The organism is Micromonospora sp. NPDC050187 (assembly GCF_044459745.1).
GTDB lineage: Bacteria > Actinomycetota > Actinomycetes > Mycobacteriales > Micromonosporaceae > Micromonospora.
The window spans coordinates 124,033-147,696 of sequence record NZ_JBITJH010000014.1 but is presented as its reverse complement, the minus strand read 5'-3'; the positions used below and the strand labels follow the sequence as shown (position 1 = coordinate 147,696).

15 protein-coding genes and 3 pseudogenes are annotated in these 23,664 nt (G+C 68.7%); 11 read left to right on the top strand and 7 right to left on the bottom strand.

Translation table 11 applies throughout. The annotated features are described in order from the left end of the window. The first annotated feature begins 14 nt into the window (after window positions 1-14). Window positions 15-1,309: pseudogene (locus tag ACIBJE_RS21520) on the top strand (IS701 family transposase). A gap of 539 nt (window positions 1,310-1,848) precedes the next feature. On the opposite strand, the gene ACIBJE_RS21515 reads toward ACIBJE_RS21520, so the two are convergent. Both ACIBJE_RS21515 and ACIBJE_RS21510 read right to left on the bottom strand, forming a co-directional pair. Next, a complete protein-coding gene (locus tag ACIBJE_RS21515; RefSeq protein WP_396750950.1) occupies window positions 1,849-2,856 on the bottom strand; it encodes a hypothetical protein in 1,008 nt (335 codons plus the stop codon). A 148-nt stretch (window positions 2,857-3,004) separates the two neighbouring features. Next, on the bottom strand, window positions 3,005-3,274 hold the full coding sequence (locus ACIBJE_RS21510) for a WXG100 family type VII secretion target (protein ID WP_396750948.1): 270 nt from the start codon (window positions 3,272-3,274) through the stop codon (window positions 3,005-3,007). Window positions 3,275-3,515: 241 nt separating this feature from the next. Here ACIBJE_RS21510 and ACIBJE_RS21505 point away from each other — a divergent pair, with 241 nt between their 5' ends. The 5 genes and pseudogenes from ACIBJE_RS21505 to ACIBJE_RS21485 all read left to right on the top strand — a co-directional run. After that, window positions 3,516-7,901 carry an FtsK/SpoIIIE domain-containing protein gene (locus ACIBJE_RS21505; RefSeq protein ID WP_396750946.1) on the top strand — a complete coding sequence of 1,462 codons (4,386 nt, stop codon included), beginning with the start codon at window positions 3,516-3,518 and terminating at the stop codon, window positions 7,899-7,901. A 218-nt stretch (window positions 7,902-8,119) separates the two neighbouring features. Beyond that, window positions 8,120-8,362 carry a hypothetical protein gene (locus ACIBJE_RS21500; protein ID WP_396750944.1) on the top strand — a complete coding sequence of 81 codons (243 nt, stop codon included), beginning with the start codon at window positions 8,120-8,122 and terminating at the stop codon, window positions 8,360-8,362. 81 nt (window positions 8,363-8,443) lie between these two features. Continuing rightward, on the top strand, window positions 8,444-9,691 hold the full coding sequence (locus tag ACIBJE_RS21495; RefSeq protein ID WP_396750942.1) for a hypothetical protein: 1,248 nt from the start codon (window positions 8,444-8,446) through the stop codon (window positions 9,689-9,691). Window positions 9,692-10,000: 309 nt separating this feature from the next. Then, window positions 10,001-11,117, top strand: a pseudogene (locus tag ACIBJE_RS21490) (IS630 family transposase). An 18-nt stretch (window positions 11,118-11,135) separates the two neighbouring features. Further along, window positions 11,136-11,651 (top strand): annotated as a pseudogene (locus ACIBJE_RS21485) (IS701 family transposase); the annotation flags it as partial. A 712-nt stretch (window positions 11,652-12,363) separates the two neighbouring features. Here the strand turns inward: ACIBJE_RS21485 and ACIBJE_RS21480 are convergent. Next, a complete protein-coding gene (locus ACIBJE_RS21480; protein WP_396750940.1) occupies window positions 12,364-13,215 on the bottom strand; it encodes an ABC transporter ATP-binding protein in 852 nt (283 codons plus the stop codon). Window positions 13,216-13,324: 109 nt separating this feature from the next. Further along, complete coding sequence (locus ACIBJE_RS21475; protein WP_396750938.1) at window positions 13,325-14,380, bottom strand: hypothetical protein; 1,056 nt, start codon at window positions 14,378-14,380, stop codon at window positions 13,325-13,327. A gap of 341 nt (window positions 14,381-14,721) precedes the next feature. On the opposite strand from ACIBJE_RS21475, the gene mpaD reads away from it, so the two are divergent. The 5 genes from mpaD (at window position 14,722) to ACIBJE_RS21450 (ending at window position 20,575) form a co-directional block, all read left to right on the top strand. Beyond that, window positions 14,722-16,131, top strand: a complete 1,410-nt coding sequence (gene mpaD / locus ACIBJE_RS21470; protein WP_396750936.1) for a daptide-type RiPP biosynthesis aminotransferase — start codon at window positions 14,722-14,724, stop codon at window positions 16,129-16,131. Next, a complete protein-coding gene (locus ACIBJE_RS21465) occupies window positions 16,128-17,339 on the top strand; it encodes a cytochrome P450 (RefSeq protein WP_396750934.1) in 1,212 nt (403 codons plus the stop codon). The genes mpaD and ACIBJE_RS21465 overlap by 4 nt, the downstream gene beginning before the upstream one ends. Window positions 17,340-17,380: 41 nt before the next feature. Next, window positions 17,381-18,397, top strand: a complete 1,017-nt coding sequence (locus tag ACIBJE_RS21460) for an isopenicillin N synthase family dioxygenase (protein WP_396750932.1) — start codon at window positions 17,381-17,383, stop codon at window positions 18,395-18,397. Window positions 18,398-18,431: 34 nt separating this feature from the next. Beyond that, window positions 18,432-19,448: a 3-oxoacyl-ACP synthase III family protein gene (locus ACIBJE_RS21455; protein ID WP_396750930.1), complete on the top strand. Its 1,017-nt coding sequence runs from the start codon at window positions 18,432-18,434 to the stop codon at window positions 19,446-19,448. A gap of 71 nt (window positions 19,449-19,519) precedes the next feature. Then, on the top strand, window positions 19,520-20,575 hold the full coding sequence (locus ACIBJE_RS21450; RefSeq protein ID WP_396750928.1) for a MupA/Atu3671 family FMN-dependent luciferase-like monooxygenase: 1,056 nt from the start codon (window positions 19,520-19,522) through the stop codon (window positions 20,573-20,575). Between the two features lie 47 nt (window positions 20,576-20,622). Here ACIBJE_RS21450 and ACIBJE_RS21445 read toward each other — a convergent pair whose 3' ends face one another. The 3 genes from ACIBJE_RS21445 to ACIBJE_RS21435 are packed head-to-tail and all read right to left on the bottom strand — an operon-like array spanning window position 20,623 to window position 23,647. Next, complete coding sequence (locus tag ACIBJE_RS21445; RefSeq protein WP_396750926.1) at window positions 20,623-20,910, bottom strand: acyl carrier protein; 288 nt, start codon at window positions 20,908-20,910, stop codon at window positions 20,623-20,625. Window positions 20,911-20,943: 33 nt separating this feature from the next. Beyond that, window positions 20,944-22,104 (bottom strand): aminotransferase class I/II-fold pyridoxal phosphate-dependent enzyme, encoded by a 1,161-nt coding sequence (locus ACIBJE_RS21440; protein ID WP_396750924.1) that lies wholly within the window; start codon window positions 22,102-22,104, stop codon window positions 20,944-20,946. After that, the gene (locus ACIBJE_RS21435) at window positions 22,094-23,647 is read right to left on the bottom strand and encodes an AMP-binding protein (protein WP_396750922.1); all 1,554 of its coding nucleotides are present in this window, start codon (window positions 23,645-23,647) and stop codon (window positions 22,094-22,096) included. The genes ACIBJE_RS21440 and ACIBJE_RS21435 overlap by 11 nt, the downstream gene beginning before the upstream one ends. Window positions 23,648-23,664 lie beyond the last annotated feature (17 nt).

The window sequence follows — 23,664 nt, the reverse complement described above, 5'->3', positions numbered from 1 at the left end:
TCGTTGGTCAGGTCGTGACGGATGTTGATGTCGACCGGTGGCGTGCGGAGTTGGATCGGCTCCATGCTCGGATCGGTGGGCGGTTCCGCAGGTCGGAGCCGCGTCGGCGGGCGCGGCAGTATCTGTGTGGGCTGGTCTCGGGCTTGGACCGGAAGAACGGGTGGACTCTTGCTGAGCAGGCCGGTGATGTGTCGCCGGACGGGATGCAGCGGTTGTTGCGGTGGGCGGACTGGGACGTCGACGCCGTCCGTGACGATGTGCGGTACTACGTGGTCGAGCACCTCGGCGACCCGCACGGGGTGTTGATCGTCGATGACACCGGGTTCCTAAAGAAGGGTGTGCGGTCGGCCGGGGTGCAGCGCCAGTACTCGGGCACCGCCGGCCGGACGGAGAACTGCCAGGTCGGGGTGTTCGTGGCCTATCGGTCGTCCAAGGGTCACGCGTTAATCGACCGGCAGCTGTACCTGCCGGCGTCGTGGACTGATGACCGGGCCCGGTGCCGGGCCGCCGGGATCCCGGATGAGGTGGAGTTCGCCACGAAGGTGCAGATGGCCCGCACCATGCTGGCCCGCGCACTCGATGCGGGGATGCCGATGGGGTGGGTGACGATGGACGAGGCCTATGGGCAGTCGAAGTCCCTGCGGGTGCGGTTGGAACACCGGGATGTGGCGTATGTGGTCGCGACCCGCCGCAACGACGACATGGTCACCACGACGATGGGGTCTGCCCGCGCCGAGGAGTTGATCGCCGCTCTGCCCGCTCGGGCGTGGTGTCGGCTCTCGGCCGGTGCGGGCGCGCACGGTCCGCGGGAGTACTGGTGGGCGCGGGTGCCGGTGCGGATCTGCTGGAGGCCGGGCCGCGGGCACTGGCTGTTGGCTCGGCGCAGCATCACCACCGGGGAGATCGCCTACTACGTCTGCTACGGGCCCCGCCGGACCCGGCTGGTCGACCTCGCCCGTGTCGCTGGTGCGAGGTGGGCGATCGAGGAGTGCTTCCAGCAGGCCAAGAACGAAGCCGGACTCGACGAGTACCAGGTCCGTGACTGGCGGGCCTGGTACGCCCACATCACCCTCGCGATGGCCGGCCACGCCTGGCTGTCCGTGGCCCGATCGCTGACCATAAAAGGGGAACCAGCCTCGGTGACGGCATGATGATCGGCTTCACCGTACCGGAGATCCGAAGACTCCTCACCGCACTCGCAGTGCGACACATCCACCAACCCGAACAGGTCTGGGCCTGGTCCCGATGGCGACGACGCCGCCAACACCAGGCCCGAACCTGCCACTACCGACGACGCGGCTACCCCTAACCAACTGCCGTTGCAGTATTAGGCCGGGGGTCGTCCGATGTATTTGCGGTACACGATACCGACCCCGACGAGGGCGGGCCGGTAGCGGCGAGTTGTGTGTCCACGCTCGATGGGCTCGGTCGGCTATACCAGACGGAGATTTCCCACCTGATGGCCTGGGCGAAAGAGCACCAAGAAACGGAACTGCTGAAGTTCCTGAGAAGCCGATTCAGTTTGTTGTGGTGAACGTCGCCTTCGCAACATGAGCGGCCTGTCTCCACTCGAACCGTACCGCCATTATTGGCTGCGATGGCGCCGGACAACCGTGCTGGCCGAGCACCTTCCGCGCTGACTGCCCCCGATGGTTGACCTCGATGTCATTAATGCGACGACTGGGGAAAAAGAGTAAAGAAGATTTCGCTACCAGTCAGCATGAATCCGGGAGATCCTTCGTCGCCCGCCTTTGCGACTGATGGCGCGGGCCGGCGGTCAGCCTTGGGGGTAGCGGGCCGGAGTGGCGAGTCGATCCGGATGAACTGGACCCTTTGCTGGAACGGCTTTCACGGAGGCGTAGGACCAGTCCCCGGGGCCGGCGTGGATGTGTTTCGAGGTGTAGGTGGTGTAGGCGTAGGTAGGGGTAGGGAGGTGGGGGGTGTCCCGTCCCAGTCGGGCAGTGCGGCGTTCAGGAAGTCGGCGTGGGTGCCCGTCCAGAAGGCCATGTCACTTTGCGGGTCGAGGCCCTTTTCCCCTCTATTCAACTTGTCGATCATGTGTTCATCCCAATTTTCGAGGTCCTTCGCCTGATACAGATAGGTCAACATCATGTTGTTGTTACGGATGTCGTAGCCGTGTCCGTGGGTAGCATCGGCAAAAGCGCCCATGATCGCTGCGATATACTTGATTGATCCTTCCGGCGTGTGGAGAATTTCTATGCGTTCAAGCAATTCTTGCTCAGGAAGATATCCCCGGCTCTCGATTTGACGCACCACGCCCGTATTGTAGTGAACCTTACCGGGTCCGTATCCTACCCGTCCCGTGGGGCTAAGCAGGAGTTCTCCAGGCGACGGCTCCTTGCGGTTTTCTAGCGCCTCCCAGGCGATTGCGGCGACGATGGCCTTCGGGGAGATGTTCCTTGCGCGAGCCTCTCGGATAATAATTCCCTGATGGGCTTGTATCCAACTCAAAACCGCCTGCTCCTCGGCCGAAAAAGTGTATCCCGGAGGCAGTTGCGCAGGAGGAAGGAATGCTGCAGCGCGGAGTTCCCACGACAGATTGTGGGCCGCCGGCTGCTGGATCACCCACCTTCGTTGGGCCGAGCCGGGTTGCTCCATTGCGCGAACCAGGGCTTGGCGCCGCTGCAGGTCTTGCGCCTGAACACGGGCCTTGGCCGCAAGCTGCCGGACCGCCTCTGCGGGGGCTGTGTCTGCTTTGAGCGTGGTCAGGTGGGTCCACAACGCGGGAGCGAGTTGCTCCAGCGCCAGCGCGGCCTGCGTATGAACGCGTACGAGAGCGTCGAAGGCCGGCTGCGTAACTCCGGCGAAGTTGGGGTCGTTCTGCGGGCCGGTCATGCTTCCTCCCCAGTGATCTGTGAAATCACTCCGCCAGCCCCGCGTGATCGTCTTCAGGACGCTCCTGGGTGGTTCGGCTGCATCCGGCGCCGTCATTGCCGGCTCAGGTGCCGGCCTCAGTTCGCGAGAGCCTCCTGCGGGCCCTGGGTCAGCGGGTTGCGGCCTCGATGTTCTGCGCGCTCTTCGTCACGGCGGTGCCGGCCTCGTCGAGAGCCTGGCGCATCTTCTCGAACGCGGCTCTCGCCTCGCTCCAATCGGACCGGAACCGGTCCGCCGCCGGGCCGGTCCAGATCGCATCGCTGCTGGCCGTCCGGCCGTTGAGGTCGTTGATGATGCCGTTGAGCTTCGCGGCATTCGCTGTGAACATCTTCGCGAGCTGGTGCATCTCATCGATGTTGCCACCGCGCAGATTCGCCATGATCACTTCCTCCGAGGGGGGTGGTTGGTTTATCGCGATATCTAGAGAATCATCCCACGTTCCGGTCGGGGCCGTCCAGGGTGCGAGTCGGGTTTCCGTGAACTGTCGCTCGGTGGTCTCGCACGTTCAGTCAGATGGTAGGTCGGCCGTTTCGGAGCCGGAGACGCAGCTTGTGTCGTGAATCCGACGCTGGCATCGGTACGGGTTCGGCTGATCAATGGGCTTTTTATAGGGTGAACGGATGCGGCTCTCCGTTACGATCATCGATTTGGCCGCCGCCAGTGCGAAGGACGTCATCATCGACGCGCATCCGGAATCCGGTGTGGATCTGGTGGCGCGGGAGATCGGTCGGGTGCTGCGGGGTGTGCGCGGCACCGGGTACGACGGGCTCTCACCGGTGCTCTACGTGGACGGGCGGCCGATCGATCCCCGACTTTCCCTCAAGGCTTCGCCGATTCGCGAGGGCACGGTGGTCAGCCTCGACGACCCAGCCGGCTGCCCAGCAGCGGCGCCGGTCGGGGTTGTGGAATTACGCGTCACCGGAGGCCCGCAGGCGGGCACAGTTTACCACCTCCCGCCGGGGGAGAGCGTTGTGGGCTCCGGCATCGATGCCGACATTCCAGTCGGGGACGGCTACCTGCCGGATCGGGCGTTCACCGTGTCGGTCGAGCCGGACGGGCAGTGCCAGGTGTCTTTCACCCGGGACAGCTATGGCCGACTCGACGGTGAGCCGGTGGCGGGCGCGAGGGACTGGCCCTTTACCGCGCAACTGGCGGCGGGCGGCAGCCTTTTCGAGGTTGCGCCGCCCACCCGGCCGGACGTCGCGCTGGAGCCATCCCAGGATGGCGTGGGCCTTGACTACAACCGCCCCCCGCGGGTGACGCCGCGTCGGCCCCAGACACATTTCCGGCTTCCTCAGGTGCCGAGGCAGAGCGAGTCCGGGGCGTTGCCCGTGGTCCTGGCGCTGTCGCCGGTGTTGTTGGCGATTGGTACGGCGGTTCTGCTGCGGCAGTGGCTCTACCTGTGGATTGGCCTACTCAGTCCGCTCGCGATGGTGCTGCACTACGTTCTTGAACGGCGCCAGGGTCACCAGTCGTTCGGCCGGCGGGTGGCCGAGTACCAGCAGCTTCGGGATCGCATCGAGGGCGACGCCCGGCGGGCACTGGCCGCCGAGCGGAGCCGTCGCAGGCGTGCCCACCCCGATCCGGCCCAGGTGTTGCTCGCGGCCGTCGCGCCCGGCTCGATGCTGTGGGAGAGACGGTGTCTGGACACAGACTTCCTGACCGTACGGGTGGGAACCGGGCAGGTGCGCTCGGAGATACGGGTGGAGGATCCGGAAGCGCTCGACCACCAGCGGGAGCAGGAAGAGGTGTGGCGGCTGGTCGATGCCCCCGTGGTCGTGGCGCTTCGAGACGTCGGCGTGCTGGGAGTGGCGGGCAACGGGGACCTGCCCTGCTCGCTGGGACGATGGCTCCTCGCTCAGATCGTCACCCTGCACAGCCCTGTCGACGTCCGGGTCTGTGTGCTGACCGACCCCGCTGGCAACGAGAGTTGGGACTGGGTGCGTTGGCTGCCGCATTGCCGATCGGACGATGACCAGAGCGTGGTGCTGGTCGGCAACGACGAGGACACGGTGCTGCGTCGTATCGCCGAGTTGAACGCGGTGATCTCGGCACGGCAGGATGCTCGCGCGGGAGGCCCGGGCACCAGCACCGACGCCAATGAGCCAGCTGTCGTCGTGGTTCTCGACGGCGCCAGGCGCATCCGGGCGTTGCCGGGAGTGGCGCGAATGTTCAGCGAGGGTCCTGAGGTCGGCATCTACGCGATCTCGCTGGAGACCGACGAATCCCGGTTGCCGGCGGAGTGCCAGGCGGTTGTTGTCGAGGAAGGCGCGGCTCTGCGGGTACAGCAGCATCAGGCCGACGTGCTTGAGCAGGTGCGTCCGGACCTGGTGGGACCGGACTGGTGCCTACGCCTGGCGCGGGCGCTGGCCGCTGTACGGGACATCAGTGACCACGCCGAGGAGGCGCGGCTGCCCGACACCTGCCGCCTGCTGGACCTGCTGGATCTGGAGCCGCCCGACGCTGCGGAGGTGGTCGCCCACTGGGCGGACGGCGGTCGATCGACCCAGGCGACGATCGGGGTCGGTCTGGACGGACCCGTCACCGTCGACCTGCGTACGGACGGCCCGCACGGGCTGATCGCGGGCACCACCGGGGCAGGCAAGTCGGAACTGTTGCAGACCCTCATCGCCTCCCTGGCCGTGGCGAACCGGCCGGACGAGATGAACTTCGTCCTTATTGACTACAAGGGTGGATCGGCGTTCAAGGACTGCGCCAAACTGCCGCACACCGTCGGCATGGTGTCCGACCTCGACGGGCACCTGACCAAACGGGCGCTGGAATCGCTCGCGGCCGAGCTTCGCCGCCGCGAGACCATCCTTCTGCGGCACGATACGAAGGACATCGACGATCACTGCCGGCTGCGTGCGGCCGGTGACATGGCCATCAGTCCACTTCCTCGCCTCGTCATCGTCATCGATGAGTTCGCCTCGTTGGTCAGCGAGCTGCCCGATTTCGTGGCCGGCCTCGTCGACATCGCTCGTCGTGGCCGGTCATTGGGTGTTCATCTGGTCCTGGCCACACAGCGCCCGGCGGGCGTGGTGACCCCCGACATCCGCGCCAACACCAACCTGCGGATCGCGCTGCGGGTGACCGATGCCGCCGAGTCGTCGGACGTCATCGAGACCACCGACGCGGCGCGCATTTCGAGGTCGTTACCCGGACGCCTCTACCTGCGGTCCGGGTCCTCCGTGCCGCAGATCGTCCAGTCGGCCCGGATCGGAGGCTGGCGACCCTCGGAGGCGTCCTCGGCCGCACCACCCCCGGTACGGGTCATCCCGCTGCCGTGGCGCAGGCTCGGACGCAGCGTTCCCGCAGCGTCGCGCGAGCCGCAGGACGACACCACGATGGTCACCGACCTCGCCGTCCTCGTCGAGACGATCCAGCAGGCGGCCCGACGGTCGCGGGTAGCCCAGCAGCGTAGCCCCTGGCTGCCCCCGCTGCCCGACATCGTGACCCTCGACGACTTGCCGCTGGCGACGACGGGCGGCCCGGCGGTGTATCCGATCCCGTTCGGCCTCACCGACCTGCCTTCCGGACAGACTCGCGTTCCCATGGTCCTCGACGTGCAACAGGGCGGTCATCTCGTGGTGGCGGGCTCGCCGCAGACCGGCCGGACCACGGTGCTGCGGACGATCGTCGGATCCGCCGCTGCTCGATACGCCCCAAGCGAGGTGCACGTCTATGGGATGGACTGTGGCGCCAACGGGCTACTGCCGCTGACGGCGCTACCGCACTGCGGTGCCGTGGTGAGCCGCGACCAGGTCGACCGGATGGAGCGGCTACTCGCCCGCCTGCGCCAGGAGGTTGCCCGGCGGCAGCAGGTGCTCGCCGCTGAGGGCTTCTCCAGTCTCGCCGAGCAACGTGCCGCAGTGCCACCGTCTGAGCGGATGCCCTGGATGGTGCTGCTGCTGGACGCGTGGGAGGGCTTCGTCGCGGCGTACGAAGCCTACGACTACGGACGGTTGGTCGACAGCGTGGTCCATCTACTCCGCGAGGGACTCGCTGTCGGGCTGCGCGCCATCGTCACCGGCGACCGTAGCCTGCTCACCGGGCCGATCTCTACGGTCTTCGAGCAGCGGCTGGTGCTGCCCATGGCCGAACCCTCGGACTACGGCTATGCGGGCATCAACGAACGCCACCTTCCGACGCGGATGCCCCCGGGGCGGGTGGTCGAGCCCGGTCCCGGCGGCACCGTCCGAGTAAGCCAGATCGCCCTGCTCGATCCCGACCCATCCGGTCCCGCGCAGGTCGCCGCGTTGCGCAGACACGCGTCGGCCGCGTCCGCACTACCGAGGTCCCTGCGGCCACTGCGCGTCGACACGCTTCCGGTGCGGATCACCATGGCCGAGTTGGCGCAACTGGACCTGCCCGTGGCTCCGTCGTCCGGGCTCACCGCGCTCATCGGTGCTGGTGGCGACGAGATGGCCCAGATCAGCGTCGATCTGCTCACCGAGGGTCCCGGCTTCGTCGTTGCTGGCCCACCACGATCCGGCCGGTCGACCGCGCTGCTGACGATGGCGCACTCCCTGCTGGCCCAGGGCACGCCCGTGAGTGTGGTTACGCCACGGCGATCCCCCCTACGGGACCTGGCGGGCCTGCCCGGCGTGCTCGCCGTGCTGAACGCGGACGTGACGGGCGAGGCGTTGACCGCGTCGACTCAAGGCCACCGACGTCACGTGGTCGTCGTCGACGATGCCGAACTCCTGACCGACACGTCGCTTGACAGCACCCTGGTCGAAATGCTGCGCACGGCACGCGACGGTGAGCACGCAGTGATCGCCGCAGGTCTGACCGATGACCTCAAGAACGCCTACCGCGGGTTCACCGCCGATGCTCTGCGCTCCCGGATCGGGCTTCTGCTCGCCGCTCGGTCCCCAGACGACGCTGACATGTTCGGCGTGCGGCTGCCGCGCAACGCGGGTACGGGGAGCGGGCCGATTGGTCGGGCCGTCCTGATCCGGTCCGCCACGGTCCTGCCCGTTCAGGTTGCCCTGCCCGGGTAGCATGGAAGGCGACCGTGAGTGCAGGCGTCCTCACGACCGGCTTACCTTGGCCGGCTGCTGCTTCGCCAGGCGGGCCCGCCCCCGACGTCAGCTGGCAGTATCCACCGCGTCCATGGTTGCCGCCGCGGGACAGGTGCCCGCACGACCGGTCCGCCAACACTTGAGTCGATCCTGACAGGCACGTGAGGTGAGGTGTCCACTTGTCTAACCCGTCCTTCGTGGATCAGCTGATCGCGCAGCGCGCGGCGCAGTCGATCCAGCGATTATCTGACGAGAACTGGCGCGCGCTGGATCCCTCCTGCAAGGCGCTGGAGGACGACGCCTGGGTCGGCCCAGAAGGCCGCCGCTTCAACGACGAGGTCCACGCCATGCGTCGAGTGCTGCAAGCCCAGCTCTCCAGGGCTGTGCACAACGCAAAAGCAAAGCTGCAGTCGATGGAACCACTGCCCAAGAGGCCCTGAACCCCAGACCAGGGTGGGACCCGAGAACACGCGTCCGAACGGCACCGCCGGACTCGGGCGCACGCCGAGGGGAGGTGCCGAGTGTCCGAAGAGCCGATCGCAACCATGGACCTGTCGACGTTTGTGCGGCGGTACGCGCCGATGACGCCGCACAAGGCCGCGCTGTTTGTCGCCAGCCTGGCCGATCAACTGGCCGCTCGGCATGCTGAAGGGCTGTCGTCCGGGATGCTCGGAGAGCACGTACAGGTGGAGATGTCCGGCGGACAGCCACGGCCGGTACTCGGTGAAGCAGTCTCGCGCGACAACACCCGGATATCCTCAGACATTCGTCAGATTGGCGTCACCCTCGCCCGTCTGCTCGGCGTGGAGCCAACCGATGACTCCCACATGGCGATGGATCGCGGCGACGTGCCCGGTCCCTTGTGGAAGCTGATCGTCGCCTGTCTGCTGAGCGATTCCACCGAACAACCCACCGCCGCCATCCTGGCTCGTGAGCTGCGTGTCGCCGGCCGGGATCTGCTCCTTGGCGCCACCACGCCGGGCGCGTCCAGGGACCCCGCCGCCGTCGAGGCTGGCGCTGACACCCCAGCCCCGGCGTACGTGCCGTCCGAGGCGGCGTCCGACGGCTCAGACCAACCGCCGGCCAGGTCGCCAATGCGTCGGCGGTTACTGTTCAGCGCCGGGCTCGCCGTCGTCTTGGTCGCGGCACTCGGTATTGCCTGGTACCACGACGCATCCGAGCCGTCGCGCCCGTCGACCAATGGCGCGGCTAACTCCGTGTCTCCCCAGAAGGCACCGGACGATTCGGATAGGGCGCACCCGGCCGGATCAGGCACGCCAGCGGCCGTTGGTAACCCGGCGACCGCACGGAACCTGCTGCCGGACCCTGGTGCGGAGCAGTCACCTCCGGGTTGGGCCGCCTTCGGCTCCGGTGTGCTGTCACAGGTCACCACGGGCCGCAACGGATCGCACGCGCTACGAATCACCACGAACGCCACCGAGGCAAACAGCGCCGGTGCCACCAACCGACCAGTCCAGGCGATCACCGTCGCAGGTCGCAGCTACCAGGCGTCGTGTTGGGTGCGGTCGACGGCGAATGTCGGAGCGTACGTGCAGGTGCAGGAGTTCACTACCAACTGGAAACGGGCCTCGGACCCCGCACCGTCGCCGAAGATTACCCTCGGAGACCCAGATCGCTGGTATCAAGTATCGATTACCTACGAAGCTGACCGTAGCGGCAACCTCCTCCCGTTGAGCGTGTTCTCCAACGGGCTACGAGCCGGTGGCGCGGAATTGCTCATAGACGACTGCTCGCTGACCCAGAACTGACCGCGAGCCCAGCGCTCGCGCGGGTGCTGACTATCCGCCGGCGGTGGGCGCGGCAATCCGACCCATCGGCAGAAGATCGACTACCGCCTCACCGAGGCGGCGGTCGAACTCGTCCCGCTTGTGGCGCAGCTCGGCGACTGGGGCAACCCGGTGGCTGCCCACGTCGCCCGGCGTACTCGCCGAACTGACCCTCGTCCGTCAACGCGCCGCTCTCGCCGGCTAGTGCCGTGACCACGAACGTTCGCGGTGTTGGATGACACGCCGTCTGACCTATCGGTCGGGCGGCGTCGCTACGGCCAGGCTGTGGCGGTGGCAGATCTTGTACGCGTACGGCGGCTGAGTGATCAGGAGGGTCAGCAGCTGCTCAGAATCACCCGCCGGGGCTCCGGTTCACCGATCCGACTACGGCGGGCGATGGTCGTGCTCGCCTCGGCCGGCGGGAACACGGTGCCGGCGATCGCCCGTCTGGTTCAGGCCGACGAGGACACGATCCGGCAGGTCATCCACCGGTTCAACGAGATGGGGATGGCCAGCCTGGACCCTCGGTGGGCGGGTGGCCGTCCCCGCCAGATCAGTCCTGACGAAGAGCAGTTCATCGTCGAGACGGCCCACACCCGCCCCGAGAAGCTGGGGCGGCCGTTCACCCGGTGGAGCATCCGCAAGCTCGCCGACCACCTGCGCCTGCATGCCATCCGCCGGGTCCGGATCGGGCGGGAACGGCTACGGCAGATCCTGCACCGACACCGGATCACCTTCCAGCGGACCAAGACGTGGAAGGAGTCCACCGACCCGCACCGCGATGCCAAACTCGCCCGGATCGAGTACGTCAGCAGCTACTTCCCGCAGCGGGTGTTCGCCTTCGATGAGTTCGGGCCTCTGGTCATCCGCCCGCAGGCCGGAACCGGATGGGCGCCGGCCGGGCACCCGCACCGGCTGCCCGCGAACTACCACAAGCTGCACGGCGTCCGACAGTTCCACGGCTGCTACAGCATCAGCGACGACCAACTCTGGGGCATCGTCCGGCGGCGCAAGAGTGCGGCGAACACCCTCGCCGCACTCAAGTCCATCCGCGCCGCCCGCCCAGACGGAGCACCGATCTACGTCATCCTGGACAATCTGTACGCACGCAAAGGCCGCAAGATCCGCACGTGGGCTGCCCGGAACAAGGTCGAACTCTGCTTCACCCCGACCTACGCCTCCTGGGCCAACCCCATCGAGGCCCAGTTCGGGCCACTACGCACCTTCGTCATCGTCGGATCGAACCACCCCAACCACACCGTCCTGACGGCGGCTGCAGGCCTACCTGCGCTGGCGCAACGCCAACGCCCGTCACCCCGACGTCCTGGCCGCCCAACGCCGCGAACGCGCCCGCATCCGCAGCGAACGACAACGACGCTGGGGACAGGCCGCCACCCGCGCAGCCTGACCCACACCGTCAACGTTCGTGGTCACGGCACTAGCGCGCATCGCGCACCGGTTCGGTCGTGCGGAGCCGCGCCGGCAGGCGCTCAGCTACCTGGTCGGGTTGTTGTCGCCGTTGGCGGCGAAGAACGGCTGGACCCTCGCGGAGGCAGCCGGTGACGCGACGCCGGACCGGATGCAGCGACTGCTCAACCGCTCACTGTGGGATCCCGACGCGGTCCGCGATGACCTGTTCGCCTACGTCGCCGAGCATATTGGCCATGACGACGGGGTGCTGATCGTCGACGAGACCGGCTTCCTGAAGAAGGGCGTCAAGTCGGCCGGGGTGCAACGGCAGTACTCCGGCACGGCCGGGCGGACGGAAAACTGCCAGCTCGGGGTGTTCCTCGCCTACGCCACCTCGACCGGCCGGACCCTGGTCGACCGGGAGTTGTACCTACCGCGCGGCTGGTGCGAGGACCCCACCCGCCGCGCCAAGGCCGCGATCGGCCCCCGTATCGGGTTCGCCACCAAGCCGGCCCTCGGCCTGCGCATGCTCAGGCCGATCATGCAGCCGCCACCCGCTAGGCTGCCGGCCATGGACGTCGCCGACGACAGTGAGCGGGTCGCCGCATCACTCGCCCGTCGGCTGGCCGGGTTGACCTTCCGGGACGCCGCAGCCGACCAGGTGACCGCGCTGGTCATCGACTCGGTGGTCGAGTGGGCACGTGCTGAAGGCTGGCGGGTCTATCGCCGGGCGGCCAGCGTCCTGCCGCTGCCCCCGCCACTGTCCGGACAGTACTCCGTACTCGATGTCGCCTGTGCCCGACCGACCGGTCCGCCGGTGGTCGTCGAGGTGGACCGCACCGACCGGCGGCGCACCGTGGAGAAACTCCTGGCGGAGGCGGCGGCGGGCCGCGTCCCGATCTGGGTGCGCTGGGGGCCGGGCCGATTCGTCGCACCACCCCCGCCGGTTCGTCTGGTCACCTGCGTGGTGACCCGGGGAGCCGGCCCGGCGGGGCAGGTCCGGCTCTTCTCGCGGATACCGGCCATCGACCGGCCGCCACCGGCGCACTCAGTGGCTCCGGTCGGCAGTGCGGACGCCCTCGCGCTGCCGATCCCGCTGGACGACGGCCGCCCGCGCTGAACGCGCGGAGCGCGGCCGTAGATGTTCGCCGGTGCGGTCGGTCGAGCTTCCCGCGACACCTCCCCGCACGAAGCCGCCGCACAGCCGTCGTCGAGTCGGAACGTGACGTCGAACGGACCGACGGTCACCTGGGCGGACCGGAACCGACGATCGCGTTCTCCGGGTGCTCCACCGCGGCCATCCATCGGTTACCGACTTTCGTGACGGTCAGGTCGAGTCCAAAGCACCGGGAGATGTTCTCCGACGAGAGAACCTCGTCGACGGGCCCGTGGGCGAGAAGTGTCCCTCCCGTCAAGAGGGCGGCGTGGGTCGTGCTGGCCGGCAGTTCCTCGAGGTGGTGGGTGACGGTCACCGTCGTGAGTCCTCGGTCCACGCTGGCCAGCTCGCTGAGGGCTGCCATGAGCCTTTCCCGGGCGGCTACGTCCAGCCCGGTCGCGGGTTCGTCCAGGAGCAGGAGCCGCGGTTCGGGCATCAGCGCGCGGGCGATGAGGGCCCTTCCCCGTTCGCCCTGGGAAAGGGTCGACCACGCCTCCTCGGCGACCTTGCCGACGCCCATCCAGCGGAGCAGCCGGTCCGCGCGGTCGTGCTGGGCCTCGCTGGCGACCCAGCGTGGCACGAGGTCGTTGCTGCCGGTCGCGCCGGTGAGGACGACCTCGCGCAGAGTCAGCCCGGCACCCGCCGGGTGCCGGGGATCGACGTGGCCGATGAGGCCCCGCAGCCGGCGAAGGTCGACACGCCCTACCTGGTGGCCCAGCACCCGGACGGTGCCGCTGGTGGGATGGGTACGGCCGCCGCAGAGATTCAACAGGGTGGTCTTGCCGGCGCCGTTGGGCCCGAGCAGGGCCCAGTGTTGGCCTCCGAGGGCCCGGAAGCCGACGGCGTTGAGCAGCCGCCGTCCTCGCCGCACGAGGTCGATCTCATCGACCTCCAGTACGGGTGCGCTACCCCGGTCGCCTTCGTCTGACGCTGCTTTCATGCGGTCAGGGTGGCAGAGGGAGATGCGTGCGTCGCGGCGGGCCCCGCCGGAGCCGACCTGCGGCGGGCGTCGACATGTGCCACGGCGGTCACCGCCCGGGCGGTGACGCTCACGGCACGGGCGTGAGCGGCAGCAGGACATCCTCGTCGGGCAGCCTCTGCAACAACCGGCAGAGCGTCCGCTCCTCCTCGGTGCGAAGGTTCTCCAGCGTCCGCAGCGCGCTGTCGAGAAACCCGGCACGACCGCCCTGAAGATGATTGCGGATCATGGAGTTCCGCAGCCCCTCGGCGTACGCTTCGGCGCGGTCGACCTCCGCCGTCAGATCGTCGAGCGGCCCCACCAGGTCGGCGATCCGGCGTACCCGCAGGGACATGAGCTTCTTGTGTTCCCACAGGACGTGGACGTGGCGGACGTCGTAGGCGGCCCGGCCGGCGGCGTACTGGCGTAGGAAGGTCTCCAGCGGTCCGTAGGATTCGACGCCGTACGCGCAGTCGCGCGGCTCACGCAGCGACTCGAAGTGCCGTGAGGTGTCGATGGAGCGCAGGTATTCGTCGATCGTCCTGCGCACCAGACCGAGGTTGAAGTCGTAACGGATCGGCGGATAGCCGAAGTCAGGCTTGTCCCGCAGCCGGTAGAAGACGACCGGGCTGTGCTCCACACCCTGGTCGTCGAGGCTCCGGTGCGCCGCGCGGAACTGCGCCTGCGTCACGCGGGTCGACCTGAATTGCATCCGCTGGTCATAGCCCAGGACGTCGAACGTTCCCGACGCGTCGTCGACGCCGTGCACCAGGATGTCGTGCGGGAACCGCTCAACGGCGAACCGTTGACGCATGGGTATGTGGAACTCATCGACGATGAGGTAAGCATAGTAACCCCGGGCGAGAGCGGCGCGGACGACATCCGTCATGTCCTGCGTCGAGTACCACAGTCGAGTTCCGCGTACGGTCTCCAGCCACGGCGAGAGTGCATAGTCGTAGAGGTAGAACGAAAAGGGGACGTCGCACTCCTGGCCGCGCCGGTCGTACTCTACCTGGATGAAGTTGCTCAATACCCAGTCCGTCGTGCGGACATCGGTAGCCTGAATGGCGAGGGGGTAGGCGAAAAACTGATACCCAAAAGCCAGCGGGTTACCCACAGGCAGTTTCTTGATGATCTGTTCCGCCATGCAAGCACCTCTCCTTCGGGCCCCGGCGGCTGCGGAACGCACCCGGAGGCGGCGACACCTCGTCCGACCCGAGGCGCTCCGCGGCGAGCGGATCCGGCCAGCCGGAGGGATCCCGGCGGACGTGCTGTCCCCACCCGAGTCGACGCCGGAGTGCCGAGAGTAGACACGGATGTGGCGTTGGGCAACCCCGAGTCGGTTCCGGTGGGCGACGCCCCCAGCGCGGGCCGTCAGGTCTTGCGAAAGTCGCCCGGCTTGGATCTACTGGTGCTGGCAGAGGAAGTTGTCGATCTATCGACACCAGTACGGGAGAGGATTTCGTCAGGCTCTGCGCACCTCGGGGCATGAGGGCTCGGGTCGCTCTGTCCGCGTCGGTGCCGGACCGGCCTCCCGCTCGCCGCTGGCTGCGAGAGTCTCTGACCGCGATTCCTGTCCCTGGTGGACTACCCGCTGAAGAACGGGAGGGGTTCGTGGCCGGAACCGGCTCGCAGGCTCCGTTGTGGGAACTGTTGTCACCGCCCAGTGACTTCGGTCGACCGGAGCACACCGCCGTGCGGGCGGAGGGCAGGAGAGTGCTCTTCGCCGATGGCCGGTGGCGATTGTGCGCCACCAGCGGGCTGTGGAACGCCAACCTCGGGTACGGCAACCGGCGAATCGCCGACGCGGTGCATGGGGCACTGCTGGACGCCTCCTACCTCACCCTGTTCCGTGGGGGACACCAACTGGCCACCCGCGCGTCTCGAGCGCTGCTCGACATCTGCGGCGCGGAGGATTTCAAACGCGTTGTCTACTCCACCTCCGGCGGCGCGGCCAACGACCTGACCATGAAGCTGGTGAGGCAGTACTGGGCACTGCACAGGCAGTTTCAGCGCCGCGTCGTCGTCGGCCTTCGCGGCAGTTACCACGGTCTCACGTACGGCAGTCACGGCCTGACCGGAATGTCGCTCGGACAGAGCTACTACAGCGTCGACCAGCGGTTGGTCCGGCACGTGGGGCACGAAGACCCACAGGAGTTGGAGGATCTGCTCGACCGGGAGGGCGACCGGGTGGCTGCCGTGGTGGTCGAGCCCGTGCTCGGCACCGGTGCCTTGCCCCTGTCCGCGCAGATGGTGACCGGGCTGGACCGGCTACGTGCCAGGCACGGGTTCCTGCTCGTCGCCGACGAGGTCGCCACCGGCTTCGGTCGCACCGGTTCGTACTTCGCGTTCCAGAACTGGCCGGCGCCGCCCGATGTCCTGTTGGTCTCGAAGGGCCTCACCAACGGCACCTGCGCGTCCGCAGCCGTGCTGGTGTCGCATCAGATCTGCGCGGCCTTCGAGCGCCATGACGTCGCGCTGACCCACGCCGAGACGCAGGCCGGAACGCCCTCGACCTGCGCGGCCACCATTGCCACGATCGAGGAGATGGAACGGCTGGCGGCACTCGACAACGCCGCACGGGTGTCCGTGCGGCTGGATCAGCTCATCACGAGAACATCCCGGCATCCACTCGTCGACGGCGGTCACGGCGTGGGCTGCTTCCGTGCGATCCGCCTGAGCGACGACGGCGCGGCGGTGTCCCCCGAGATCGTCAACCAGGTGGCCGGAGAGGTGCGTTCGGCGGGTGCGCTGGTCAGCGTCGGGCCGAGCTGTCTACAGCTTGCCCCGGCGTTGCTCTACAGCGACGACGAGGTCGACGCTCTCGGCGCGGCCCTGCTGCGCGGGCTCGACCGGGCGGCCGAGTCCCTGCTGTCGAGGTCGGGCAGGCGGCGATGACCGCTGCGCAGCAGGACGACCAGCCCGCCGCGGAGCAGGCGGTCTTCCCCGCGGCCCGGCGGGACCACTTCGCCCCGCCGCCGGCCTACCGCACCTCCGACGCGGTACGCCAGATGCGGTTGAGCTACGGCGGCAGCGCCTGGCTCGTCACCGGGCACCGGGAAGCCCGGGAGGTGCTCGCAGACCACGAGAGCTTCAGTTCGGACCCCAGCTTCGAAGGCTTCCCGGCGTTCCCGTTGACCTCCAAGCGTTACGTGCCCGGTCACTTCCTTTCCATGGACCCGCCTGAGCACGGCCGGCTCCGCCGCCAGGTCGCCGCCGAGTTCAGCGGCAGCAACACCCGTCGGCTGCGGCCTCGGATCGAGGCGGCGGCCCGGGAACTGGTCGGCCGCCTTGCCGCCTCGGAAAGGCCCGCGGACCTGGTCGACACCGTGGCCGTCCCACTGCCGGCGATGAGCGCCTCCGAACTTCTCGGGACACCCCTCGACGACCGCGACTTCTTCCTCAGCTGTGCCCGGGACCTCCAGGTCCACGACGCGACGGTGGCGCAGCGGGTGGTCGCCGCCGGGCGGATGGACCGCTATCTGCGGCAGCTCGTCGTCCGCAAGCGGGAGGAACGCTCCGAGGACCTGCTGGGACGGCTGGCCCGAGCGGTGCAGGAGGATGTCCTGGTCGTCGACGAGGTGATCGGCATCGCGAACCTGATCATCGTGGCGGGGCTGGAGACGACCGCCGGACTGGTCGCGCTGACGATGCTGTCCCTGCTGGTCGACGCCGAACAGGGCGACCTGGTGCGAGCGGACCCGACGCGCTGGGCTGGTCCGGCGGTCAACGAGGCACTGCGGTACTGGACCCTGGCGCAGCACGGGGTGGCCAGGGTGGCCACGCGGGAGGTCGAGGTCGGCGGTCGGACGATCCGTCGCGGCGACGCCGTCGTCGTGCACCTCGCCACAGCCAACCGTGATCCTGCCGTCTACGCCGAACCCGACGCCTTCGACCTGCGCAGGGACCCTCGGGGCCAGTTGGCGTTCGGGCACGGTGTGCACCGCTGCCTCGGAAGCTCCATCGCCCAGGTGCAGGCCGAGGTAGCCATCCAGGTGTTGATGGAGGAGTTGCCGAACCTGCGACTGGCCTGTGCGGTATCAGAGCTGAACTTCCTCGACGAAATGTTGATCTATGGCCTGCGGTCCCTTCCGGTCACCTGGTGACCGCCCCGCCGGTCGTGTCCTTCCCCGTGAGCGGAGCCCTCATGCCTGACGCGCACTTCTCACCCTCCCCGGCGCTCGACGAGACCGTGACCGTCGCCGACGGGTACGTTCCGGTCATCGACCTGGCTCTCGACCGCGGGGCCGGCCGGGACCGGCGGGCCGCGACAGCCCGCGCGATCCGGCAAGCCTGCGAGACCAGCGGTTTCCTGGTGGTCACCGGGCACGGCTTCCCGGCGGACCGGATCAGCGGCATGTACCGGGCGGCGCGCCAGTTCTTCGCGCAGTCGGCCCAGGTCAAGGCCGGGGTCACCCGCGACCCGGTCGACCCGCTGCAACGCGGGTTCGGTGGATACGAACGCCTGGAGATGTACTCCGCGACGTCGCTCGGCGAGCAGCCCAGCGACCACGACCGGTTCACGGAGTTTCCCACGTTGCTCGCGGCTAACCGCTGGCCCGACCTGCCCGGCTTCCGGGAGGCGTACCTCGCCTACTACGAGTCGGCGGCGGAGCTGGCGCGGGACCTCATGCGGTTGTTCGCCCTGGCCCTGGAGTTGCCGGAGCCCTGGTTCGACGACAAGTTCGACCGGCACATGACACCCCTGATGGTCAACTACTACCCCCCGCAGCCCTCTGCGCCGAAGCAGCACGAGTTCCGCAACGATCCACACACGGACTTCGGCGTGGTCACGGTGCTGTACCAGGACGATGCCCCCGGTGGCCTCCAGGTGCGCCACCGAACCGGGGAGTGGATCGCCGTGCCGCCGGTGGCGGGCTCGTTCGTGGTCAACCTCGGTGACCTGATGGCCAGGTGGACCAATGGCCGGTGGGCCAGCACCGTGCACCGGGTGGTGAATCCGCCCCGCGAGCAGGCCGACCGCGACAGGATCTCCATCGCCTTCTTCTACCAGCCGAGCCCGGACGCCTGGATCGAGACCATTCCGACCTGCCGTGCCGACGTCGCGACCACCACGCCGGCGGCGATTCGTTCGGGCGACTACTTCCTGGCCAAGTCCCGGCGGGCCTTCCTCGAACGCCGCCTCGGCAGACGCCACATGTGAAGCCGGAACCGAGCGGAGACTGGGAGGAGGCGAGGTGAGCTTCGGCATCGCCGGGATGGGATACGCCTTGGGCGAGCCACGGTCCGTGGCGGAAGCGGCACCGGGATACACCGACGATCTCAGGCGCGTCCGGGACTGGGGCTACGAGACGTTCCACCGCGCCGCCGACGGCGTCGGGCTGACCGATCTCGCCGCCACGGCCGGCCGGGAGGCATTGGCCCGGTCGGGCATCGACCCGGAGCAGGTCGACCTCGTGGTCCTCGCCATGGCAGACGTCCCCGAACATCTGTACTGGGACCCGGCCGCCGCCACCCAGGCGAAGGTGGGAGCGCACCGGGCGGAGGCACTGCTGGTCAACCAGGCGTGCAGTAGCGGCGTGATGAGCTTCGACGCGGTGGCGGGCAAGTACGCTACGCATCCGGACTACAAGGTCACGCTCCTGGTGGCGGCGAACCGGGTCTGCGAGGCGTACTGGAACAGGATGGAGTCGAGCACGGCGGTGACCTCCGACGGCGCGGTCGCCGCGGTGCTGGTACGGGATCACCCTGCCTGCCGGTGGCTCGCGACGGAGATCCGGACGGACGGCCGGTACGCCGACTTCGCGCGCCTGGCCCTCGGCGGGGCCGCCGCACCCTTCGTCGCTGGTGGCCCCGCACCCCCGCAGATGGGTGACCCTGCGGAATTGATGACCGAGTTCCTGGGCGGCGATGTCCGCGCCGTAATCCGCTTCGCCCGTTACACGCGGGACAACAGCCGGGCCGTCATGGAGGCCGCGTGTCGTCGAGGCGGCGTGCCGGTCCGGGCGGTGCGGCACATTCTGCACATGAACGGCACGAGCAAGGGCCTCGAACAGTACGCCCGCGACTTCGGCGTGGACCTGGCCAACACCAACGCCACCATCGCCCGGACCCACGGCCACTTCGGCAGCGCCGACCAGCTCCTGGCGCTGGGACGGATGCTGGACGAGGGTCGGCTGGCTAGCGGTGACGTCGTGGCGCTGAGCAGCACCGGCAACGGCATGCACTGGGCGTGCACGCTGCTGCGGGTCTGACCGGCTCGCACCCCGGCGAGTGTCGTCCGGCCCCGATCCCGTCCGGCCCCGACGGCTGACCAGGAGACCTCATGGATCTGAGCCTTTTCTACTTCTCCGCCGACGCCCGCAGTGCGGCGGCGGACCGGTACCGGCTACTCATGGAGGGGGCACGCTTCGCCGACACCCACGGCTTCGCCGCGGTGTGGACGCCGGAGCGACACTTCCACCCCTTCGGCGGCAACTATCCCAACCCTGCGGTGACCAGCGCGGCGATCGCCGCCACGACCCACTCGGTCGCGGTTCGTGCCGGCAGCGTGGTCGTGCCCCTGCATCACGTGCTGCGCATCGCCGAGGACTGGGCGGTGGTGGACAACCTGGCCGGAGGGCGGGCCGGTATCTCGCTGGCCTCCGGCTGGAACCGGGACGACTTTCTGCTCAGGCCCGGTGGCTACGAGGAGCGTGCCCGTCTCACCCGCGATGCCATCGACGTGCTACGGAGGCTGTGGCGTGGCGAGGAGCTTCCCGCCGAGGCCCCCGGCGCTCCCGCCGGCCCCCGTATCTATCCGCTGCCGGTGGCCGGGCCGCTCCCGATGTGGTTGACTGCCGGCGGCAGCCCACAGACCTTCCGGGACGCCGGCCGCGCCGGGGTGGGTGTGCTCACGCACCTGGCGAACCAGGACCCGGCCGAGCTCAGCGCTCGGATCGCCGACTACCGGCAGCATTACGAGGCGGCCGGATGGCCGGGGCGGGGGCACGTCGTCCTGATGCTGCACACCTACCTGGACAGTAGCCGCGCTGCGGCCGTGGCCGCAGTCGACGAGCCGCTCTACGACTACCTCGTCAGCGCGATGAACCTCTTCCAGCCGTCGTCGGCGGCAGGTCCCGTTCCCAGCCGGGCGCTGCGCAGGCTCGCCGTCCGCCCGGCGCACGAACGCTACCTCAACCAGGGACTCGGACTGTTCGGCACGGTCGACGACGCGGAGTCCGTCGTCGCGCGTTTCCGGCAGTGCGGCGTGGACGAGATCGCGTGTCTGATCGATTTTGGTGTGCCCGCCGAACGGGTCCTGGACAGCCTTCAGCACCTCGACGACCTACGTCGGCGGGTCGCCGACGTGGTCGGACCCGCCCCGGCTCCGCACCGTTGACCCGTCGCCCCGACGAGCACCGCTGCGAAGGTGTCGGCGCGACCACGTCACCCGGCGAGGCCAGCGCGACGCACGGCCGCCTCCACCACGGCCCCGATGCCATCGACGGACACGAACCCCGGGTCCGACAGCTCGTCGTCGGTCAGGACGATGCCGTACCGGTCCTCGATGTGGGCCACCAGGTGCACCACACCGAGGGAATCGAGGTAGCCGCCCTTGAACAGGTCGATGCCTCGATCGAACGCGGGATCGTCCGGCTCGATCCGTCCCTCGGCGCGGACGAAACGTTCGAGCTCGTCGGTGACGGCGTGGCCAAGACCTCGTAACTGGTCCATGTCTCTCCAATGTCTGCTTCGGCAATCAGCCCGTCACGTCGGAAGTGCGGCGCCGACCCGCCGAAGAACCTCGTCGAACCTGTCCGACCCCACGTTGAGCGCCAACCGGAAATGGTTCGGCTCGTGGAACAGTGAGGACGGCATGGCCAGCAGGCCTTCCCCGGCGAGCCGCCGGACGGCCTCCCAGTCGTCGACGCCGTTCGGGCAGGGCAGGTAGACGAAAGCGGTGCCGTCCGCGGGCACCGGCCGGTGCCCGAGTTCGGTGAGCAGCCGTCGGAGCCGGAGCTGGTCACCGCGTAGCGGAGCGGTGTCCGGCTCAAGGTCGACGAGGGCTGCGGCGAGCTGTTGCATCAGGACGGTCGGCGCACAGACGCCGGTGGACCTCGCGGCCCGCTCGACCGCGTCGACGCGCCGGTCGTGGTCGCTCAGCGAGGGTGCCAGCGCCAGGTACCCGAACCGCTGCCCCTGTAACGACCAGGCCTTGCCGAAGGAGTAGACGCTGACCGTCTCCGGGTACGCCCGCATGGGGCTGGTGAAGGGGGTGTCTCCCCAGTTCTGGTCCCGGTGGACCTCGTCACTGACGATGAGCGGAAGCCTGCCGTGCCGTTCGCCCGCTGCGACGAGCGCCTCGGCGAGCTGCGCCAGCTCGTGCCGGTCGTGGACCACGCCGGTGGGGCAGGCCGGCTGGCTGAGCACGACGCCTGCGGTTCGTGGCCCACAGGCCGCCGCGACGGCCGCCACGTCGAGCCGCTTGTCGTCGCCGGTCGGCACGCGGACCGCCCGGACCCCGAGTCGGCGGAGGTACAGCGGGTAGTCCATCCAGGACGGCGTGATCACGAGGACCTCGTCGTCCGGACGGAAGAACGCGGCGAAGGCCACGGTCAGCGCTGCGGTCGCCCCGGGAGTCAGCAGCACGTCCCGGTACGCCAACCGGAGGCCGATCTTGCGGCCCAGGGCCGCGGCCACCCTGCGCCGGACGATCGTGGCGCCACCGAACGGTGAGTACTGCAGCTGGCTCTGCTCGACCCGTCCGACCAGGTTCCGCAGCAGGTCCAAGGCACGACCGTCACGGGCGGCGCGGGGGTTGGGATAGGACAGGTCGATGACATCCCGCGATCGCCGCAGAGCGCTCGCGTGCAACGTCGCGAAGTCCTCCAGCGGTCGGGCGAGGTCCTCGTCCGGGTCACTCCACATGCGGTGCCGTTCCGGCCGGCTCCGCCGGATGGCTCGTCAGAGCCTGCACCGAGCGGCGGTCGACTTTCCCCGACGACGTCCGGGGAAAAGCGGGAAGGGGAGCGAAACGATGCGGCTGTTGATGCGCGGGTAGTGCGTCTCGGCAGTACTGCTGTAGCCGGCTCACCTGACGGCGCGCGTCATGGTCGGTCACGACAGCCGCCACGATCTCGGCATCGCCGTTCGCGCCGGGTGTCGGGTAGACCACCACTTCCGCGACGAGCCCGGAATCGAGCAGGGCCGCCTCGATTTCCCCGGGATTCACCCGGAATCCGCGGCACTTGAACTGCTCGTCGCGGCGGCCGACGTGGTAGAGGAATCCCTCCGGGTCCTGACGCACGTAGTCACCCGAGTAGACCACGTACTCGGTCACCGCGCCGGGCGGCGCGTGCGGGTGAGCGCGGAACACTCGGGCCGTCGCCTCCGGATCCCGCCAGTATCCAGCGGCGACCGTCGGTCCGCGGTGCACCAGCTCGCCCGTTTCGCCGGGCGGGACCGGCTGTCCCGAGGGCGACACGACGAGGATCTCGGTGTCCGGGATGGCTCGCCCGATCGAGCCGGCTCGATCGTCGACCAGTTCGGGTGGCAGGTAGGTCGAGCGGAATGCCTCGGTCAGCCCGTACATCAGGTAGACGTCGAGGTGCGGATGAGCCTGGCGGATCCGGCCGAGGGTCTGCCTGCGCAACGGGCCGCCGGTGTTGGTGATGTACCTCAGATCCGGCAGTGTGGCTCGCAGCAGCCCGCCCGGACGCCCGTTGACCAGCAACTCCCACAGTGGCGGCACGCCCGCCATGCCGGTGGCACCCGACGCGGCCAGTGTCCGGCAGACGTCCGGTGGGTACGTCGAGCCGGCGATCACCAGTCGGCCCCCGGCCCAGAACGTCGCGAGCACCTGATTCAGGCCGGCGTCGAAGCTCCAGGGCAGCACCGACAGGGTCCGGTCCGCCGCGGTGAGCCCTAGGTAGGCGGCGACGATCCTCGCACCGGCGACGAGGTTGCCATGTGTCACCATCACGCCCTTGGGCTGGCCCGTGGAACCCGAGGTGTAGATCAACGCGGCGAGGTCACGGCTGACGACCGGGGCGAGGGGCGCCGACCGTCCGGCGGCGGCCACCGTCACGTCGACGATGTGACGGTCGTCCAGGTCGCCCTCGTCGAGCAGTGGGCGGAGACGCCGGTTGGTGACCGCCACGGTGGCTCCGCTGTGACGGACGATATGACTGACTTGACGCTGCCGCAGCGAGTCGTTGACGAAGACCGCGACCGCGCCCAGGCCAAGGGCCCCGAAGAACCACGAGGCGGCGTCCGCGCAGTTCGGCAACAGCAACGCGACTCGGTCTCCCCGACGCACGCCCAGGTCGTGCAGCACCGCGGCTCGACCTGCGGCCAGCACCGCGACGTCCCGATAGGTGAGAATCTCGTCCAGAGACGAGATGGCGATTTCGGTACCGCTGTCCGTGGCCCTCTGTTCGAGCAGGTGGACAAGCGTGAAGATCGGTAGCATAGGCGATCGGCACGTTA